We start from the raw sequence: 19,330 nt of genomic DNA on the forward strand, positions 1-19,330 counted from the left end.
ACCGGAGCGGTCCATTCCCGCTCCAGTGAACGGGTAGCAGGGTGCCATGTTTGTGGAGAGACATTTTTTGGGGGACGAAATGTCGGAGATCAGCCGAAGCCATTTGTTTGGTAAGTTGAACGAGCAACTCTTTCGCGCGGCTGAGGCTGCTACTGTTGCATGCAAGATCCGGGGCAACCCGTATGTGGAACTCGTGCACTGGATTCAGCAAATCCTGCAGGATCAGGATTCGGATTTCCGCCGTGCCTTGAAGCACTTTGGCGTCAACCCGGCGGCACTGGAAAAGGACATCGTTGTCGAACTCGATCGCCTTCCCCGGGGCGCCACCGCCATCGTGGATTTTTCCGAGCATATCGATCTGGCCATCGAGCGTTCGTGGATCTATTCGACCTTGCTGTATGGCGATGAGGTCATCCGAAGCGGATACCTGCTGGTCGGCATCCTGAAAACGACCAACCTCCGAGCCGTTCTGCACCGGATGTCTGCGGAGTTTCGCAAACTCCAGCCCGATCAGGTTGCAGATGGGCTGACGCAATGGGCCCAAGGCTCTCCCGAGGACGCACAGCCGGCCACCGATGGCTCCGGCGCGTCGGGCGTCCAGCCTGGGGAAGCGAGTCAGGCGCTCGGCGCCGCTCATTCCAAAGGTAGCGCGCTGAAGAAATATGCGGTGGATCTGACCGCCAAGGCCAAAGAGGGCAAGCTCGACCCGATCACCGGGCGTGATGATGAAATTCGCCAGATTGTGGATATATTGCTCCGCCGCCGGCAGAACAATCCATTGCTGACAGGCGAGGCAGGCGTTGGCAAGACGGCCGTGGTGGAGGGCTTTGCCGCCCGCGTTGCGGCCGGGGATGTGCCTCCACCGCTCAGAGATGTCTCGGTATACACGCTCGATGTGGGCTTGCTCCAGGCCGGCGCGAGCATGAAAGGCGAGTTCGAACAACGGTTGCGCCAGGTTATCGACGAAGTCCAGGCAAGTGCCAACAAGATTATCCTGTTCATCGACGAGGTGCATACGCTGGTGGGCGCAGGTGGCGCGCAGGGCACAGGAGACGCCGCAAACTTGCTCAAACCCGCATTGGCCCGTGGCAATCTGCGCACGATTGGTGCAACCACCTGGGCGGAGTACAAGAAATACATCGAAAAGGATCCGGCACTGACCCGCCGCTTCCAGGTGGTGCAGATTCATGAGCCTTCCGAAGAGAAGGCCATTGCGATGCTGCGAGGCATCACCGAGCAGATGGAAGCGCACCACAAGATATTGATTCTGGATGAGGCCATTGCAGCGGCAGTGCAGCTATCGCATCGCTATATTCCTGCGCGTCAGTTGCCGGACAAAGCCGTCAGCCTGCTGGACACTGCGTGCGCGCGTGTCTCATTGACGCAGCATGCCACGCCCGTTCCCATCGAGGCCATTGAGCGCGAAATCGCATTGCTTCGCACGGAAAGAGACATTCTTCTGCGTGAGGAATCGATCGGCATCGGGCATGCAGAGCGCGCGCAGTTCATCGCCTCCCGGCTCGGTGCGTTGGACGGTGCTCTGCGCGAGAGCAGAGAACGCTGGGAGCGGGAGCATGCCGTCGTAGCCAGGGTCTTCGAGCTGCGCCAGAAACTCAATCCGCAGGCTGCGTTCGGAAGCCTTTCGCCGATCCCCAGACCGGAGACGGACGCGGCTTCGGATGCTGCGCCCACGCCGACATCGGCTGCATCCGTCCCGGGTGATCCTGACATGGCCGTGGAGCTGCCGTTGTCCGAAGAGGAGCGTGCGCAACTGGTGGAGCAGTTGGAGCAGGCGCAGGCGGAACTTGCCCAGGTACAGGGCGAGCAGCCGCTGGTTCTGCCATCGGTCGATGAACAGGCCGTGGCGACAGTGGTTTCCGAGTGGACGGGGATTCCCGTTGGCCGCATGGTCAAAGACGAGATCGCCGCAGTACTTGCCTTGGCCGACACCTTGGGCAGGCGCGTGGTGGGGCAGGGCCACAGTCTTGAAACCATTGCAGAGCGCATCCAGATCTCGCGTGCCCGGGTGGAGGATGCTTCCAAGCCCATCGGAGTCTTCATGCTGGTGGGCCCCAGTGGCGTGGGCAAGACGGAAACTGCCTTGGCGCTGGCAGAGTCCTTGTATGGTGGTGAGCAAAACCTGATCACCATCAATATGAGCGAATTCCAGGAGGCCCATACGGTATCAACCCTCAAGGGGGCGCCGCCGGGCTATGTCGGGTACGGTGAAGGCGGCGTGCTGACGGAAGCGGTTCGCCGCAAACCGTACAGTGTGGTGCTGCTGGATGAAATCGAGAAGGCCCACCAGGACGTTCACGAAATCTTCTTCCAGGTTTTTGACAAGGGTTTCATGGAAGATGGTGAGGGTCGTCTCATCGACTTCAAGAACACGGTCATCATTCTGACCTCCAACGTCGGGTCCGACCTGATCATGAACATGTGCGGTGATCCGGATCTGATTCCTGACCCCGGGGTGCTCGCCAGCTCCATGCGCGAGCCCTTGCTGAAAGTGTTTCCGGCTGCCTTCCTGGGCCGCATGACCGTGGTCCCGTACTTCCCGCTGGCTCCCGATGTCATGGCGAAGATCGTGGCGCTCAAGCTGGGGCGTATCCAGTCTCGAATTCTCGACAATCACGGTGCGCACTTCCATTGGCAGGAGGACGCAGTGAAGGCCATCATCGGGCGGGCATCCGATATCGAGTCGGGGGGGCGGATGGTCGATGCCATCCTCTCAACCCATGTACTGGCCGGAATCAGCAAAGAGGTTCTGCACCGGACGATGAACGGGCAAGCGCTCTCCAACGTGCAGCTCGCCGCTACAGCGGACCAGGGGCTGGTGCTGCAGTTCGACTAGGTGTTCAGTCCCGGCATTTGATGGATCGGATCTATCCTGAACCGTTCAGGTTCGGATGTCCACTGTTTGCAGATGAATTCGTAGGGTGTCAGGCCTTTGAGGGTCTTGAGCCTGCGGCCGAAGTTGTATGCATCGATGAAGTTGGCGAGGTGCTGCCGCAACTGCGCGTGATCGTCATAGTGGAAGCGCTTGACGGTGGCTTCCTTGATGGTCCGGTTCATTCGCTCGACCTGCCCATTGGTCCACGGATGCTTGACCTTGGTGAGGCGATGTTCGATACCGTGTTCCTCGCAGACTCGACCAAAGATGTGCTGGAAGGCGTACCGGTCTGAACTGCGGTTGGCAAACTGAATACCGTTATCGGTGAGCACCGTATGGAGGGTGTACGGCACCGCTGCGATCACATTGCGCAAGAACTGCGCCGCAGTCATCTTGTCAGCCGAGGGATGGAGTTCGGTGAGTGCGAACTTGGACGTCCTGTCGATGGCCACGAAGAGATAGAGCTTGCCCTCGGCTGTCTGCACTTCGGCGATGTCGACATGGAAGTAGCCAATGGGGTAGCTCTTGAACCGCTTCTTGGCTGGCTTATCGCCCTGCACCTCGGGCAGCCGCGAGATACCCTGCCGCTGCAAGCAGCGGTGCAGAGACGAGCGCGTCAGATGCGGGATAGTCGGCTGCAGCGCGTAGAGACAGTCGTCCAGCGGCAGCATGGTATGCCTGCGAAAGGCGACGATCGCTGCCTCATCCTCAACGGACAAAACGGTGGAGCGCGGCTGCCTGGGCCCTGTCGGCAGATCGGTGACCGAAGGCCGATTCTTCCACTTCACCACCGTCTTCTGATTGATGCCATAGCGTGCAGAAAGCGTTCTCAGGCTCTCTTGACTATGTTGTATCGCTCGACGGATCGCCTCCGTCGTTGTGGCGCTGCCGTGCAGAACCTGGCCCATAGTGCTTCCTTCCATTCATGAGAGAAGATTGCACCATCAAAATCTGGGACCATACACCTAGGCACTCGGCGGTTCGTCAAGCGGGTGCTGGCTTGGCGAACCGTGTCGCATCCTTTTCGGGGTTCAGGCGCAGATCGTCTGCCGGCATCCTGGTTTTTCTCTCCCCAAGCCAGCTCGTCCACCCCAGGCGTGTAGAACCGCCCAGCTTGCTTGGAGGAACCTCCTCGGGCGCAAGAAGCAGCTGCAAATCCCAGTCCAGCTCAATGCCTATATAGTCCCGAACCCAGTCCCTGATCTTTCGGTTGTTGCGGAACGTCGGCAGAAAGCTCTCGTACAGGGAAAGCGGCATGGCGCCCAGTGCGATCCTGAACTTGCTCTGTACGTCCTGTACCCTGGCCCCGGCAACCGCATTCACGCCCAGCTGGTTGTTCATGCCCAGCCCTGACAGGCGCGTCTGCTCGCTTTCGTCAATGCGAATCCAGGTGCGGTTGAACTCCGTGATTCCGGCTGATGTGCCGAAATAGTGGGCCAACAGGTTCTCCAGCCCCTCCGGATTTCGCGTCAGGCGCAAAAGATGGCCTGCCGCATAGAGCTTGGCGCTGTCTTCGATGGTGTTCCGCTTCCAGCTGCCCTCAAACCCCATTCCAACCAATGCCCCGGCATAGAAGCTGAACTTGTCGATTCCTGGCTGGTCCAGCTGGACGACGGATTGCGAATCGGACCAGGCGCGGTAGAACAGCGAAATGAGGCGGTGGTGGAAAATATCAATGAAGTCTGCTGGCGAGCTGTCCAGATTGTTATGGAGACGCTCCCGTATGTACTCCGTCAGGTGCAGTGGCAAGGCACCATTGGGGCCAAACACGCCAAAGCTCAGGATCTTGACGACGGGACGCTGGTCGCGCCTGGTGCCACCGATGCTGTAGATGGTGGATGGTGCAAACAAGGTGGAGGGGTTCTGGCCAAGGCGTACGCCATCTTCGCGTGGCGTATGCGAGTAGCCGAGCTTGGCCCCTTTGCTGGACGCATCGATATGCCGCAGGAGCGCAAACAGATCCAGGGCCTCTGCAGGCAGGGTGTTGCGTGCCAGCATCTGTGCAACGGGACCGAACTTGTCCGCCCTGGAGTCGGGGCGGGGCGGTGGTGGATCGATATCTACAGGCATGGCAGGGGTGGCTTCATGCGTTGGGGCGCAAGCCCATCCGTGTGGGCCAGGTTGCAAAGGAGCCATGCTGCAGCGTGTCCATCTTCAGACGGGTCGCACAGTTGATGCTGACATGGCGAGACAGAAACCGCTCCAGCACCGCGCCAAACAGCCACGGGCTGCTTCCGCCAAATTTCGATTGGTCAATCACGACCTGAATCTCGACCCCTCGGCCAAAGAGAATGGGGCCGGGCTGCGGCGCTCTGACATGCATGGGAGAGACACGCATCGACGAGACTGAATCGGCCTGCTGCATCCCGTCCTGCTGGCTCAGCAGTGCATACAGGTTCAGCAGCTCGCGCATAACCTTTGCACCTTCTTCCGGGCTTGAATCCGTCAGGGTCTGGTAGTTCAGTTGCAGATGGCTCAGCAGGCGCCACGTGGCACGCATTTCAGCAATCGCAGGCGCTGGCCGGGTCAGATTCGTCACCAGCTCCACTTGTTTGACCGGCGCGGAAACGGCCAGCTGCAGATCCCGCTCTCCCGAAGCACTGATCAATAAAGCCAAATCTCTGTTGGTGCAGAGCATGTCGGGAGCAATCCGGTTGAGCGCCTGGGGATAGGGCGTATCTTGCCGGTCCACCAACTGTGCAAAGATTTCGCTGCCGATGTACCCCGTTCGCGGACCATGCCGTTTTGCCACTTCAGAGAGCTTGCGTGGCTCTCTGCGCAGTGAGAAATAGGCCTGGGAATCGGTTTGCTGGAGCGAGCCGAGTGTCTCGTAAATCGGCAGGAATGTCTGAATTTCGGTATTGTTCGCGGAAAAACCATGGATCGCCGATACGGAGTACACCTCATAGTCGAGCGGCCGGGTTCTGTCTCCCAGAAGATGATGCTCAAAGTGAGCCATCGAAATATCGATGCGATCACCGCGCTTGGGAAACAGGTTGATGACGGGCGTACAGAAAAGGTGAAAGCTATGCTCGTCAATGAGCTTTTCCAGCTCTGTTGCGGGCCGGTCGAAATGCAGCACCAGCCTGAACTGGGAACCCGAAATCCTGTGCAGCAGCGGCCCGAGCCCCTTGATATTGAAGAACCGGTACCGATCAGGACACGCAAAGAACTCCTGCAGAACGCGGTAACCGCTGAAGCCCTGGGCGCCATAGGGTATCAGTGCCTCGTCTGCGTCGAATCCCATGCCTTCGATCTGATCGGGTGACAGCCAGATCTGCTGCTCCTTGCCACCCTCGCTCCACTGAAGGGCTGCTGCGACCCTGCGGCCGCAGATGAGCTCGAGAATGAAGAGTGCACGCTCCAACGGGCCACCAATATAGATGGGAAGCCTGTCAAACCCTGCTTTGCTGATGGGACGGTTGTCAACGGATGCAAAGCTCAGGTGCAGGCTGCTGGCGACCTTCTTGCTGCTTTGGGGAATGCGTACGTCGCTTGCTTTCCCCTCGACCCAGGCCTGTTGGATGGAGATGGGGAGCAACTCCACATCGTGTGCAGTCCGAAACTGGCAGGCAGTCACTTGGCCGGGAGAGATGGGGGCTCGCAGGAGCGTATGGCGCGGGACTAGAAAGGGTCCCGTGATTCCGCTGTCGGCCTTGCCAGGATGCATGCGCACGATGCCCATGGAGGGTGTTGGCGCGAGATAGTGCGGGTAGATGAGTTCGAGCAGACGCTGCGAGAATCGGGGGAACTCGGCATCCATCTTCAGCTGGATACGGCCCGTCAGCAGCGCAAAACCTTCCAGCAGCCGCTCGACGAAGGGGTCGGACACCTCCATCCCCTTTATTCCCAGACGCCCGGCGATCTTGGGATGTTCCTGCGCGAACTCCTGCCCCAGCTCACGCATATAGGACAGCTCGCGGTTGTAGTAATCCAGCAGGCGGGGATCCATCAGTTGTCTCCTAACTGATCCAGCAGCGATACGGACCCCGTCTCCAGATCAATGCTTGATTTGAGTAGCATTTCAATCGGGTAGGGGTGCGCCCAGATCTGGCCGCGAATCTCGAACACCACCATGTTGTGGGCCGCTTCATTGTCCGAAGACACAATTCCCCGGACGGAGAGCGTGCTGCTCATCACGCGGGGTTCAAACAGTGCGATCGCCCGGCGAATCTCTTCTTCCAGGTCCCCCAGCTTCACATCCGACGCGCGCTTGCCCGAAAACGCCGGCAGCCCGAAGTTCAGTGCGGAAAGCCGTACCTGCGGAAATTCTTGAAACGCGGAATCGGAATCCGCATTGGTCGCGTTGAGCAGCCAGGAGAGGTCTCGCAGAATGATCTGTCGTAGCTGTTTGCGAGAGACGACTATTTCCGACAACGTATCCTTTTCACGCTGCGGGGCATGGTCTGTGAGGCGATCCAGCAGCGTCGGAAGCAGGTTGTCTGCATTTCCGTGGCTGGGAAGCGAATGATCGTTCTGACTCATGAACGGAGCTGCCTTCAGTTCTCTGGCAATGCGCTTTGCAGGTGAATGGACCGAACGTCCAGAAGCGAGGCTTCACAGGTATCCGTTGAAAGAACCTTCACTCCCAGACCACGCAGCAGGTCTCCTTCCATGGAAGTCCAGGTTGAAATTCTCGACTGGAGGTGCGCGTCCTCCGGGTTTGCCTCAAGAAGCGGGTAGCGCGCAGGCAAAAGCATGGGGTGGTGCCCCTCATTCACCAGCTTCACGTGTGCAGGAATCCACACCAGATCCCGCAGGTCCGCTGGCGCATCGATCTTGACTTCACTGATGGCCTCAAACGGCAGCCAGTAGTAGTCGCCGTTGACAAATACTTCCAGGATGGGGCCAAGCCGAGAGTCGGTGTCGGCAATCCAGCCAAACGGCTGGTCATCCAGCCTGCCCGATACTGCATTGGCTTCGTCGAGGGCCTCAAGCCGCAACTCCAGCGCAGGCTCGGCATTGCCCTTGGCATCTTCTTGCAGCGCCTCGATGAGATAGCTGATCCACTGCAGAGGCTGGCCCAGTACATTGGGCGACCGATTCCCCCGGAACACATCTTCACGCAGCATTTCTGCCCGGATGGCGAGGCGATATGCTTGCGCCATCATCTTGTGTGCGGCATTGAGTTGCGCGGCCATCTGCAACTGTGCCAGCGCCTTCTGCCACTTGCCATCCTGAACATACAACTGAAAAAGATGGATTCGCAGTTTGTCGTCCGAAGGCCTTTGACGGATCAAGCCTTGAACCTGCGAGACCTTTTCTACAAGTGATTGTTCGGACATGGTGTGTGCAGTGGTGTGAGACGTGATAAGAAAAAAAGAGGGGCATAAAGCCCCTCCATCGAGCGGGAGTGTGATGCGCTCAAATCTTCTGGTTGAGCTTGACGTTGTAGCCAGCAGTGACTGCACCGCCCATGCTGCCCTTGTTGTCCTGGCCCTTGCCGGTGACGGTCACCTTGGCAAAGTTGAAGCCGCAGTCGAACATAGGCTCAGTGGATTCAGCACCCGACAGATTCAGAGAAGAGATGATCACATCTTCCATCTTGATGTTCAGGAACTCCTGTTGCTCACCGCCAGCCTTGCAGGCAGAGATTTCAACTTTGCCGATATGCTCGCCGGTTGCGCACTTCTGCATCAGGGTCGCAAAGCACTTGTCGAACTTGCCGCGGACGGTGATGTCCTGCCACTGAGCCTTGCCCGAACCGCCACCACCGCCGTATGCAAAGGCACCGGCATTGGCAACGCCACCGGCGATAGCTTCTACATGGATCCAGCCCTGGTGCTTTGCGTCTTGCGACTCGCCATCAACGCCATCAATCTTGCAATAGATATCAACAATGCCGCCCAGGCGCTGCTCAGGCGCTACATTGGCGACAGGGCTGTTCAAACGATTAATTGCCATCTCTCAACCTCCAGATAAATTGATTAATAACTGCTAGCGGGAAAATTATTGGGTAACTGCTTGTTTGACCGAAGGCAGCTTCGAGACTAGTCTCAAGGAGACGGTGAGGCCTTCAAGCTGATAGTGAGGACGCAGGAAGAACTTGGCGGCGTAATAGCCGGGGTTGTCTTCAATCTCCTCCACCACAACTTCAGCAGCAGCCAGTGGCTTCATGGCCTTGATGCCTTCGGAAGAGTTGGCTGGATCCCCATCGACATAGTTCATGATCCAGTTGTTCAGCCAGCGCTCCACATCGTCGCGTTCCTTGAACGAGCCAATCTTGTCGCGGACGATGCATTTGAGATAGTGCGCAAACCGGCAGCAGGCGAACAGATAGGGGAGCCGGGCGGACAGATTGGCATTGGCAGTCGCATCCGCGTCGTAGTATTCGGCAGGTTTTTGCAGCGACTGGGCGCCAATGAAGGCTGCCACATCGCTGTTCTTGCGATAGACCAGAGGCATCAGACCGTTCTTGGCCAGTTCTGCTTCGCGGCGATCACTGATGGCAATCTCGGTAGGACATTTGATGTCGACCCCACCATCATCGCTGGGGAAGATATGAACGGGCAGGTCTTCCACAATGCCGCCGGACTCGACGCCTCGAATGGAGGTACACCAACCGTAGTATTTGAAAGAACGGTTGATATTGGTCGCCATGGCGTAGGCAGAATTCGACCAGCAGAAATTGTTGTGGTGGGCGCCTGCCGTATCTTCTTCGAAGTCGAAGCCGTCTACCGGATTGTCCTTGGTGCTGTAAGGCAGACGCGCAAGATAGCGCGGCATGGTCAGGCCCAGATAGCGGGAGTCATCGGAGTCCCGCAGAGCACGCCATTTGATGTACTCGGTGTTTCCAAAGATCTTGGTCAGATCGCGCGGGTTTGCAAGCTCCTGCCAGGATTCCATCTGCATCAGGCTGGAATCTGCGCCGGAGATGAACGGGCAATGCGCAGAAGCTGCAATCTTGGACATCTCCGTCAGCAATGCGACGTCTTGCGGATTGTGGTCAAAGAAATAGTCGCCGACGAGGCAGCCAAAGGGCTCGCCACCGAACTGGCCATACTCGGCTTCATAGACCTTCTTGAAGATCGGGCTCTGATCCCACAGGATGCCTTTGTGGCGCTGCAATGTGCGCCCCAGCTCCTTCTTGCTGATGTTGAAGATCTGGATCTTCAGCATCTCATCAGTTTCGGTGTTGTTAACCAGGTAGTGCAGGCCACGCCAGCTGCCTTCGAGGCGCTGGAAATCCTGGTGATGAATGATCTGGTTGACCTGCTCGGACAGCTTGCGGTCGATCTCGGCAATCATTCCTTCGACGGTTCGATACGCGTCTCCGGAGATGATGTTGGTATTGGCCAATGCATGCTCGGCCAAGGTGCGCACGGCAGAGACAACCGCTTCTTGCGCCTGGTCGGTCTTTGGCTTGAATTCCTTGTTGAGCAAGGCTGCGAATTCATCGCGCTCCAAAGCCACGGTCTGACTCAGGCCTTGTTTTTCAGTGGTCGCCATACTTCGTCCTCTAATTGGTTGCTGGCAGCGAAGCGCGTTTACTGCTCTTCGGTTGCAGGCTTGTCGGTTGACTGATTAGGGGTGGAAGACAGCGCCTTCATCAGTGCGGGGTCGGCGAGTACCTTTGCGATCAGGTCTTCTGCGCCGGATTTACCATCCATGTACGACAGCAGATTGGCCAGTTGCGTGCGCGCTTCCAGCAACTTGTTGAGCGAGTCCACCTTCTTTGCAACGGCATCGGGAGAGAAGTCGTCCATGCTGTCGAACGTGATGTCGATGGCCATGTTGCCTTCGCCAGTCAGGGTGTTGGGAACCTGAAAGGACACACGGGGCTTGATGGCCTTCATGCGGCTGTCGAAGTTGTCGACATCGATTTCAAGAAATTTGCGATCACCGATCTCAGGCAGTGGCTCTGCAGGCTTGCCTGACAAGTCGGCCATCACGCCCATGACAAAGGGAAGCTGTATTTTCTTTTCAGACCCGTAGACCTCAACGTCGTACTCGATCTGAACGCGTGGGGCGCGGTTGCGGGCGATGAATTTTTGCCCGCTTTTGCCTCGTGCAGCCAGGCGCTGCTTGATGTTCATGCTTGTCGTCATATCTGTGCCCCGCAGTGATTGGCCAAGTCAAAATTCTTGATAGCTATCTGCAATTGAGTTTGCAATTTACATCATTTTCGTTCAAAAATTGCAACTAGACCACTGGCTATCGTTGGAAATTTTCCAAAATTTTTTAGCTATCATAAGATCAATTATTTATTGCTTCAATCCTTTCGATAGGGGCCATGAAGTTAAATAAATTGATAGCATAGCTTTGAGGAGTTTCGGTACATGAAGCGCACCTTTGTTGCCCACAGCCCATTGGGCGAACAGCTGGAATTTCGCTCGATGGAGGGGACCGAGCAGATGTCACGGCTGTTCGAGTTCCGGGTGCGGCTGATCAGCCAGAACTCATCCATCTCTGCCAAAAGCCTGCTGGGCAAGGACATGAGCATCGAGGTGGACCTCACCACGGAGAAGGGCGGCGGGGGCAAGCGGTTCATCTCCGGGCAAGTCACCCAGTTCACCTACATCGGGCGAGATGGTGACTTCTACCTCTACGAAAGCATATTGCGCCCTTGGCTGTGGCATGCCACACGCCGTTCTGATTTCAAAATCTTCCAGTTCAGAAAAGCGCCCGACATCATCAAGGAAGTGCTGGGCAAGTACGGCTTCTCCATCGAAGACAAGCTCACCGGCAGCTACCGCGAGTGGCCCTACATCGTTCAGTACGGAGAGAGCGACTTCAACTTCATCTCGCGCCTCTTGGAACTCGAAGGCGGCTACTACTACTTCAGCCACAGCATGGGCAGCCACACCCTGGTGCTGGCCGATGACATCGGCAGCCACAGCCCGCTGCCCAATGGCCCCAGCACCATCGCGTACTACCCCGAAAGTCGGGCAGCGCACGTCCACGACGAAGACTTCATCGACGGCTGGGCCTTTGCAGAAGACATAGCCAGCGGAAACTTTGCCGCTGACGACTACGACTTCGAAAAGCCCAAGGCCATTCTGGACACCCGCCAGCAGCAGCCCGCAGGCCACAGCGAAGACAGCAGAGAGCAATACGAGTGGCCGGGGGGCTACACCGAGTCCGGGGACGGCGAGAACTATGCGCGCATCCGCATCGAGCAGCAAAAGGCCCAGCGGGAAATAGCCCAAGGCGAGGGCAATGCCCGCAACATCGCCCCCGGCTACCTCTTTACCTTCAGCAAATACCCGCGGGGGGACCAGAACAAGGAATACCTCATCGAATCGGCCCACTACCGGTTTGAAGAGAACGTGCGCAGAAGCGACGGAGCAGGGGGCTCGGGGGCAGCCAAGCGCGGGGGCATCGACAGCGGCACCACGTATCGCATCAGCTTTGCGGTCATGCCCAAAAGCACGGCCTACCGCAGCCAGCGCGCAACCCCCAAGCCCCACACCACGGGGCCGCAGACGGCGGTCATCACAGGCCCGGCGGGCGAGGAAATCTACACGGACAAATACGGGCGGGTCAAAGTGCAGTTCCACTGGGACCGGTACGGCAGCTTTGATGAAAACAGCAGCTGCTGGATACGCGTCTCCCAGACCTGGGCGGGCAGCAACTACGGCAGCATGCACATCCCGCGCATCGGGCAGGAAGTGATTGTGGACTTTCTGAACGGTGACCCGGACTACCCCATCATCACCGGGCGCGTGTACAACGCCATGCAGATGCCGCCGTGGGAGCTGCCCAAGCACAAGACCCAATCGGGCACGCAAACCAACTGGAGCAAGGGCGGCGGGGGCAAGAACATGCTGCGCTTTGAGGACCAGAAAGGCATTGAGCATCTGGAACTGTCCAGCGACCATGGCAACACCCATCTGCACATGGGCTACCTGATGAACCAAGGTACCGAGGCCAAACGCAGTTACGGCTTTGAGTTGCGGACCAATGAGTGGGGGGCCATCCGAGCAGACAAAGGGCTTCTGATCACCACCTATACGCAGGATTTCAAGAACAAAATCACCCATGACAATCCGGACGGCTTTGAGCATCTGGGCGAACATCTGGCAGACAGCAAGACCCTGATGCAGGAAGCATCATCGGCAGTTTCTGCCATGGACGCCGTCATCAGCAGTCTCAACGAAGTCAAGAAGGAGCACATGTCGGAGCTTGCATCCGGCATCCTTTCGATGGTTGGGCAAGCGGCGGCCAAGACCTCACTGGGCGGCATGGCTGCTGCCATGCAGGCTTTTGCGGCAGCAGGGAGCAAATCGGGAACCGGGCCTGAGATGCAGATGCCGCTCAATACCGACCCGGCGCTGCCGGGCGCCAATGACTTGCATGCGCGATCCAAGGACATCAATAAACCCATTGTGTCGATCGTGAGCCCCGAAGGGCATTCCATGATCAGTCCCAAGCCCGTGGTGATCAGTTCGGGGCAGTCTGTCACGATGCGTGGCACGGGCAGCGTCACTGTCTCTTCCACGCAGGATCAGCTGAGTTTGCTTGCAAAAGCAGGCATGCTCACTCACGTCACTGCTGGTGGGCAGCGCACGACGGTGACGGGCGGCGATATTGCTCACGACGCACAAACGGGCAACTTCAATCTCACCGCCAAAGAGCGCATCACCATGGCGTCGACAAACAACGATGCATCTGTCCTGGCCAAGCAAAACGTCAATATCCGGGCCAATGATGACTCGGTGCTTATCAAGGCGGGCCAGCACATCCGGCTGGAGGCGGGCAACAGTATCACCTTGGTCGTTGGAAAAGGCGCCGCATCGTTGACGCTCAAAGATACTGGAGAGATCGAGATTGTGGGCAAGAAAAGCGGCCTCATCAGTTTTACGGAGCAGCTGGATGAGCGGGCGGGAAAAATTCTGCTCAATTGTGCAACTCCCGTGACCGTTGCGATTCAGGAAGAAGGCGGCGGCGGGGGCGGGGCGGCCGGCTGAAGACCGATATTTGGGACCAGTTGATGTCTATGAAATTCCATATCCAAGAAGGCACGCTTGACCTGCCTAAACCGCATATCGATCGCACCACCAATGTGTTGATGCCCGCAGATGGCGTAGGTATCTCCATCGTGGTGACCAGGGATGTGCTTGAAGCTGGTGAGAGCCTGGAGCTGTTCATTGAGCGGCAGCTCAAGAAGATGAAATCCTATTTGAGTGGCTTCAAATCGAATGGTCAGGTGCCTTTGGCGATGCAAGCCTCATCCACCAAGAAGATGCAGGGCTATTTGCTGAAACTGCAATTCAAGCAAAGCGGGGTGGCAACTTTTCAGCAGCAGGTGGTAATGCAGCTGCCTGCATCCGATGACTTGCTCATTTTCACGGCCAGCACGGGAGGTGCGACGTCTGCAGCCGATGAAGAGTATTGGCAAAAAATACTTCATAGCTTCAGGCTTAGAGAGGGTGCTTGATGTCGGTAGCCAGCCACCCAGCAGCGCGGCTGCACGATCCGATTGCGCACCAGAAAAACCCCAATTGGCGTTACCTTACCAAACTTGTCGTCGGCGGTATCGGCGGAGCCATAGGCGGCATGCTGGGGGGAATTGCCGCAGCGGCACTGGTGACGGGTGCTGTGGCCCTGGGTACTTTCTTGACCGGGATCTCGCTGGGTACCGGCGCGGTGGTCGCCGTGGGTCTGGTGGTGGTAGCGGCACGAGTGGCTGGCAGCGTGTATGGGGCGTCGTTAGGGGCTGAGGCCATGGAGCCGCTCGTCGACGAGCTATGCCCCGAAGAATACGAGATCACTGGAGAGATCATTACGGCTTCGCTGGATGTATTCATCAACAGCGAATCCACCGGCGCGGCAAGAGCAACGCCCGACGCTCCCATCGACGAAGTTATTTGTAGCAAGCATACCCCGCAGATACTGATTGCCGAAGGAGCGGAGACGGTATTCGTCAACACCTGCGTGGCATCTCGGGTTGGAGACAAAGTTGAATGCGGCGCGCGTATCGAGAGTGGCTCTCCGGATGTATTCATAGGGGATCCCAAGGCCCGCGTGCGCGATGTTGCGAGCGAGGTGTCTACGATCCTGCGGGTTGCCAATGTGTTATGGCAGTTGCATAACCTCAGAAAGGCCTGGAAGTGCTTGACTGCAGTACCGCGGCTCGCCAAAAACCTGCCGTGCCTTTTTCAGGCTGGTGCGTCAGTTGGTTTTGCCGTCAACGGTATCTTGACCGAGGTCGAGCAAGTCATGGGCAACCCGGTGCATCTGGCGACAGGCATCAAGGTCTTGCAACCTGAAGTGGATTTTTCATTGCCAGGTCCCCTGCCGCTTGACTGGCACCGCATCTACAGCAGTGCGGATACAAGAGACAACCCGCTGCTCGGCCAAGGCTGGAGCTCCCCTTTGTGCCTGCAGCTCAAGATCGAAACGGCCCAAGATGGCGAGCGTACGCTCAAGTTCATCAGCTATGGCGGACGGGAAATCGAATTTCCTGATCTCCCGCGCGCACAAGGGTGGTACCACGAGGTAGAGCAACTGTCTCTGTACCGCACAGAGGGCGACCGGTATTTTGTGTCCGCAGCCGATGGCATGTACTACCTGTTCGAAGAACAGGCACATGCCGACTCAACCAAAAATGCGCTGGTTCACGATCTGGAACGCATCGAAGACCGGCATGCCAACTACATATCGCTACGCCGCCAACCAGGCACAGGTAAGCTGGAGGAATGCACGGATAGTACCGGGCGCGTTCTGCGTTTCAACTATGCCCCCCAGCCCGGCGGCAAGCTCCAAAGCATTGCCATCACCAAGGCAGCACCTGGCGAGAATGTGGGCCCGCTCGTACAGTACCGCTACGATGCTCACGGTCAGCTGCAACATGTTATTGACCGCACCCAGAAAATCTCACGGCGCTTTGCCTACAACACCCAACGGCTGATGAGCATGCACGCGCATGCTTCGGGACTGGAGAGTTACTACGAATGGCAGCAGTTTGAAGACAGGCCCCGGGTCGTCAAGAACTGGACCAACGATGGTGAAACCTACCATTTTGCCTATCGACTGCTCCAGGACCAGTGGGGCGCGCAGGCTCCTGGGCCCAACGACGTCTTTGGGGGAACCGAGGTCGTGGATCACCTGGGCAGGCGCTACCTGTGCACCTGGAATCCGCACTACGAATTATTGGAGGCCATCCGGCCAGAGCAGCAGCACTGGAAGCTCGAATACAACGACCGCTGGCTGGTTAGCAAATACACAGAGCCCGGTGGCAATACCTCGCTGGTACGCTATGATGCCAAAGGCAACGTCAGCGGCGTGACCGACCCCATTGGCCGGATTACCGCCACGGGTTGGAACGACATGGGCCTGCCTTGGCTTCGAGGCCTCCCGAGTGGCCAATCCTACCTCTACACCTATAGCGATTCGGGCGATCTCACCAGCATCAAAGCACCCGATGGCAGTCTTACCCAGTATGTGTACGACGACAAAGGCCTGGCCACCAAGATCGTGGATGCCAAAGGCGGCGTCAAGTATCTGACCTGGACGCCCAGGGCCCAGCTTGCGTCATACACCGATTGCTCCGACAAAACCACGCGCTTCACCTATGACGGCTGGGGAAACCTGAGCACTGCCACCGATGCGCGCGGCGCAGTCACGCGCTATGTGCACGATGCACAAGGGCGCCTGCTGGCATCCACCACGGCAGACGGCGCCAACACCAACTATGGTTACGACGAAAGCGGCATGCTGCAAAGCATTGCCGACGCATTGAGCCGCGTCACCGGCTTCTCGTTCAACAGCCGCGGCCAGTTGCTGCGCACCATCGACAAGGAGCAGCGAGAAGTCAACTTTGGTTACGACAGCGCGCTGCGGCTGCAAAGGCTCGTCAACGAAAACGGTGAATCCTTTGAATTTGCCTACGACCAGGCCGATCGCTTGGTACAGGAAACGCGCGTTGGCGGTGTCAAGGTGGACATCGAATACAACCTGACAGGCATGCCCATTGCTGTCACCTACCACCCAGGGCTGGGCGATGACATCGGCAGCGCAACTGGCACCACTGGCGCAGGTGCGACGCCCGAGGTGCCCGGTTGGGGGACAACCCATGCTGGCCAGGCTGCCGCGCCAGGCGCTCAGCCTCGTCGCATCGAGCTGGTGCGCGACAAAGTAGGCAGGCTGGTAGAAAAGCGAACTGCAGAATACATCTACCGCTATCAGTACGACCTGCTTGACCAACTGGTGGAGGCTGTCAAACTCAAAATCATCGACACCGGCCCCGCAGACGCTATCTCCCCCGGCAGCAGTCCGCAAACCCAACCCCTGCACACCACACGCATTGCCTACAACCTGATGGGCGACGTGGTGCAGGAAGAGAGCATTGACCACACCACTGGCCAGTGCCACACCCTTGGGCACCAGCACGACCTTCTGGGCAACCGCACGCAGACCGTGCTGCCGCAGTTGCCTCATCAGCCGCTGTACAAGCGAGCCCTCAACTACCTCTACTATGGCTCGGGCCACCTCCACCAGGTCAACTACAGCCAGCAAAACACGGCAGCGGCAGACGCGCAATCCATACACCAACTCATCTGCGATATCGAGCGTGATGACCTGCACCAGGAAATACTGCGCAGCCAGGGCCGCGCCCATACCCGCTACAGCCACGACCCTGTAGGGCGCCTTGCCGGCGCCTGGACACAAGCGGCCGACACGCCCAGCCAGCCGTTTGGGCCCCACGATGCTGCAGCAGGCCAATGGCGCAGCGCGCTGGCCGCGTTGCAGCAAGATCCCGCCAGCCAGGTACAACGCCCGCAAGGGCTGCTCAAGGCCTGGCAGTACGACAAGGTAGGAGAGCTGCGAGCCAGCCGCCACAGCCTGCAAGGCGACACCGGCCACCAGTACGACGCCACGGGCCGCATCCTGCACACCCAGCACGCCCCTCTGGCCGGTGTACGCCAGCCATTTGCGCAGGCGGCCAATGAAAGCTTTGGCTACGATCCGGCTGGCAACATCCAGGATACCGCTACACAGCAGGCGGTGCGCAGCAGCACGGCGCTGTCACAACGCGGCTACGTGCGTGACAATCTGGTGCGGGTGTTTGAAGACAAGCGCTACTTCTACGATGGCCATGGCAGATTGATCCGCAAACTCGCAGGCAGACACACCGATCAGCAATTCAGGTGGGATGAAGAAAACCACCTGATCGAAGTCATCACAACCCGACGCCCTGGCACCGAACACCAGGCAACACAAACCACACGGTTTGACTATGACGCCATAGGCCGCAGAGTCGCCAAACATGACAGCTTTGGCACCACCACCTTCATCTGGGAGGGGATGCGGCTGATCGAAGAGAGGCGGGGCGGCAACACGATCAGCTATGTGTACGAGCCTGGCAGCTACGTGCCACTGGCAAGGCTGGATGCAGACGGAGAGATAACAGACCAAGGGGGGCTGGGCACCCAGGCCGATGCAGCCTTGCTCCCTCACTCGCCTGCGGGAGAGGGCAGGGTTGAGGGAGCAGGTAACAACACTGCATCAGAAACAATAGCACCTAGTGCAAGCTCTGAAAGCGCAAGAGCCAAAAACTATTCAAAATCTGCGGCCAACGATGCGGAAAGCCGCTACTGGGAATCGCTGAACGAAACAGCGCGGCAAAAGGCGCAAGCGTTGCAAATCCAGGACTGGGGAAATGCGGCGAGTACAGGGACAGAGGGGCTGGCGGCAAGCACTGGCCGAGCCCAGCTATGCAAGGTCTACTACTTCCACGCCGACCAGGTAGGCATGCCGCAAGAGCTGACTAATGCCCAAGGGCAGGTGATCTGGCAGGCCAGCTACAAAACCTGGGGCTCGACGGTTGCGGAAGAGTGGGAGGTCAAGACACTTGCAGGCAACCCGGTTCACAAACTCGATGAAGGCGACAGCCCTGCCAAAGCCGATCAACAGCAAAACCTGCGCTTCCAGGGCCAGTACCTTGACCGCGACACCGGGCTGCACTACAACACATTCCGGTACTATGACCCGGATGTAGGGCGGTTCATCTGCCCTGATCCGATTGGGTTAATGGGAGGTATTAATTTAAGTTCTTATGGATTCAACCCGATAGGGTGGATTGATCCTTTGGGATTAAATTGCACCGATAATAAAATACAAGGCGATGCAGGTAGAGATAAATTGGCAGATCGACTAAGTCGCTCTAGAAGATATGAATTGATCAATACAGAAGTTAGAATAAGGACCCCCAAAGAGGGGAATTGGAGGCAAGGGGATATTATCGTTAGAGACCGTAAGACAGGTGAGATTATTCAGATTGAAACCAAGACAGGAAATGCAACAAGAGACCCGAAGCAAATCGCACGAGATAAAGAAATTGCTTCTGGCGAGGGAACAGTATGGGGTAGCCGACGTGTAGAGGGTCGACCAGGAGAACCATCTACGGGAATAAAAAAGGGAGATTCAACAGGTCCTGTGCGAACAGTTGAAGTTACTGTTGACCCTGCTACAGGAAAGATATTAAGAAAATAG

12 protein-coding genes are annotated in these 19,330 nt (G+C 57.8%); 4 read left to right on the forward strand and 8 right to left on the reverse strand.

The genetic code is table 11. The features are described from left to right. Nucleotides 1-79: 79 nt before the first annotated feature. Nucleotides 80-2,854, forward strand: a complete 2,775-nt coding sequence (gene tssH / locus ABIE32_RS17405; RefSeq protein WP_429017967.1) for a type VI secretion system ATPase TssH — start codon at nt 80-82, stop codon at nt 2,852-2,854. On the opposite strand, the gene ABIE32_RS17410 is transcribed toward tssH, so the two are convergent. The 8 genes from ABIE32_RS17410 to tssB form a co-directional block, all read right to left on the reverse strand. Further along, on the reverse strand, nt 2,851-3,801 hold the full coding sequence (locus tag ABIE32_RS17410) for an IS481 family transposase (protein WP_429017969.1): 951 nt from the start codon (nt 3,799-3,801) through the stop codon (nt 2,851-2,853). The two genes, tssH and ABIE32_RS17410, sit on opposite strands and share 4 nt — an antisense overlap. Before the next feature lie 76 nt (nt 3,802-3,877). After that, a complete protein-coding gene (gene tssG, locus ABIE32_RS17415) occupies nt 3,878-4,963 on the reverse strand; it encodes a type VI secretion system baseplate subunit TssG (protein WP_429017971.1) in 1,086 nt (361 codons plus the stop codon). A 13-nt stretch (nt 4,964-4,976) separates the two neighbouring features. After that, nucleotides 4,977-6,845, reverse strand: a complete 1,869-nt coding sequence (gene tssF, locus ABIE32_RS17420; protein WP_429017973.1) for a type VI secretion system baseplate subunit TssF — start codon at nt 6,843-6,845, stop codon at nt 4,977-4,979. Continuing rightward, the gene (gene tssE / locus ABIE32_RS17425) at nt 6,845-7,378 is read right to left on the reverse strand and encodes a type VI secretion system baseplate subunit TssE (protein ID WP_429017975.1); all 534 of its coding nucleotides are present in this window, start codon (nt 7,376-7,378) and stop codon (nt 6,845-6,847) included. The genes tssF and tssE overlap by 1 nt, the downstream gene beginning before the upstream one ends. A gap of 14 nt (nt 7,379-7,392) precedes the next feature. Further along, nucleotides 7,393-8,178 carry a type VI secretion system accessory protein TagJ gene (locus ABIE32_RS17430; protein ID WP_429017976.1) on the reverse strand — a complete coding sequence of 262 codons (786 nt, stop codon included), beginning with the start codon at nt 8,176-8,178 and terminating at the stop codon, nt 7,393-7,395. Nucleotides 8,179-8,257: 79 nt separating this feature from the next. After that, on the reverse strand, nt 8,258-8,797 hold the full coding sequence (locus tag ABIE32_RS17435) for an Hcp family type VI secretion system effector (RefSeq protein WP_429017978.1): 540 nt from the start codon (nt 8,795-8,797) through the stop codon (nt 8,258-8,260). A 45-nt stretch (nt 8,798-8,842) separates the two neighbouring features. Continuing rightward, nucleotides 8,843-10,342 (reverse strand): type VI secretion system contractile sheath large subunit, encoded by a 1,500-nt coding sequence (tssC, locus tag ABIE32_RS17440; RefSeq protein ID WP_429017980.1) that lies wholly within the window; start codon nt 10,340-10,342, stop codon nt 8,843-8,845. Between the two features lie 38 nt (nt 10,343-10,380). Then, nucleotides 10,381-10,941: a type VI secretion system contractile sheath small subunit gene (tssB, locus tag ABIE32_RS17445; protein WP_429017982.1), complete on the reverse strand. Its 561-nt coding sequence runs from the start codon at nt 10,939-10,941 to the stop codon at nt 10,381-10,383. A 231-nt stretch (nt 10,942-11,172) separates the two neighbouring features. On the opposite strand from tssB, the gene ABIE32_RS17450 reads away from it, so the two are divergent. From ABIE32_RS17450 to ABIE32_RS17460, 3 genes are read left to right on the forward strand one after another with little or no spacing between them, the layout of a single operon-like run. Beyond that, on the forward strand, nt 11,173-13,803 hold the full coding sequence (locus ABIE32_RS17450) for a type VI secretion system Vgr family protein (RefSeq protein WP_429017984.1): 2,631 nt from the start codon (nt 11,173-11,175) through the stop codon (nt 13,801-13,803). Between the two features lie 29 nt (nt 13,804-13,832). Further along, nucleotides 13,833-14,273, forward strand: a complete 441-nt coding sequence (locus ABIE32_RS17455) for a DcrB-related protein (protein ID WP_429017986.1) — start codon at nt 13,833-13,835, stop codon at nt 14,271-14,273. Beyond that, on the forward strand, nt 14,273-19,330 hold the full coding sequence (locus ABIE32_RS17460) for an RHS repeat-associated core domain-containing protein (protein WP_429017988.1): 5,058 nt from the start codon (nt 14,273-14,275) through the stop codon (nt 19,328-19,330). Before ABIE32_RS17455 ends, ABIE32_RS17460 begins: the two co-directional genes overlap by 1 nt.

This window comes from Comamonas sp. 4034 (assembly GCF_050434545.1).
Lineage (GTDB): Bacteria > Pseudomonadota > Gammaproteobacteria > Burkholderiales > Burkholderiaceae_C > Comamonas > Comamonas odontotermitis.

What these genes read in the sequence shown, in the direction of transcription:
- tssH (WP_429017967.1), top strand. Translation starts at nt 80, where the DNA reads ATGTCGGAGATCAGCCGAAGCCATTTGTTTGGTAAGTTGAACGAGCAA.
- ABIE32_RS17410 (WP_429017969.1), bottom strand. Translation starts at nt 3,801, where the DNA reads ATGGGCCAGGTTCTGCACGGCAGCGCCACAACGACGGAGGCGATCCGT.
- tssG (WP_429017971.1), bottom strand. Translation starts at nt 4,963, where the DNA reads ATGCCTGTAGATATCGATCCACCACCGCCCCGCCCCGACTCCAGGGCG.
- tssF (WP_429017973.1), bottom strand. Translation starts at nt 6,845, where the DNA reads ATGGATCCCCGCCTGCTGGATTACTACAACCGCGAGCTGTCCTATATG.
- tssE (WP_429017975.1), bottom strand. Translation starts at nt 7,378, where the DNA reads ATGAGTCAGAACGATCATTCGCTTCCCAGCCACGGAAATGCAGACAAC.
- ABIE32_RS17430 (WP_429017976.1), bottom strand. Translation starts at nt 8,178, where the DNA reads ATGTCCGAACAATCACTTGTAGAAAAGGTCTCGCAGGTTCAAGGCTTG.
- ABIE32_RS17435 (WP_429017978.1), bottom strand. Translation starts at nt 8,797, where the DNA reads ATGGCAATTAATCGTTTGAACAGCCCTGTCGCCAATGTAGCGCCTGAG.
- tssC (WP_429017980.1), bottom strand. Translation starts at nt 10,342, where the DNA reads ATGGCGACCACTGAAAAACAAGGCCTGAGTCAGACCGTGGCTTTGGAG.
- tssB (WP_429017982.1), bottom strand. Translation starts at nt 10,941, where the DNA reads ATGACGACAAGCATGAACATCAAGCAGCGCCTGGCTGCACGAGGCAAA.
- ABIE32_RS17450 (WP_429017984.1), top strand. Translation starts at nt 11,173, where the DNA reads ATGAAGCGCACCTTTGTTGCCCACAGCCCATTGGGCGAACAGCTGGAA.
- ABIE32_RS17455 (WP_429017986.1), top strand. Translation starts at nt 13,833, where the DNA reads ATGAAATTCCATATCCAAGAAGGCACGCTTGACCTGCCTAAACCGCAT.
- ABIE32_RS17460 (WP_429017988.1), top strand. Translation starts at nt 14,273, where the DNA reads ATGTCGGTAGCCAGCCACCCAGCAGCGCGGCTGCACGATCCGATTGCG.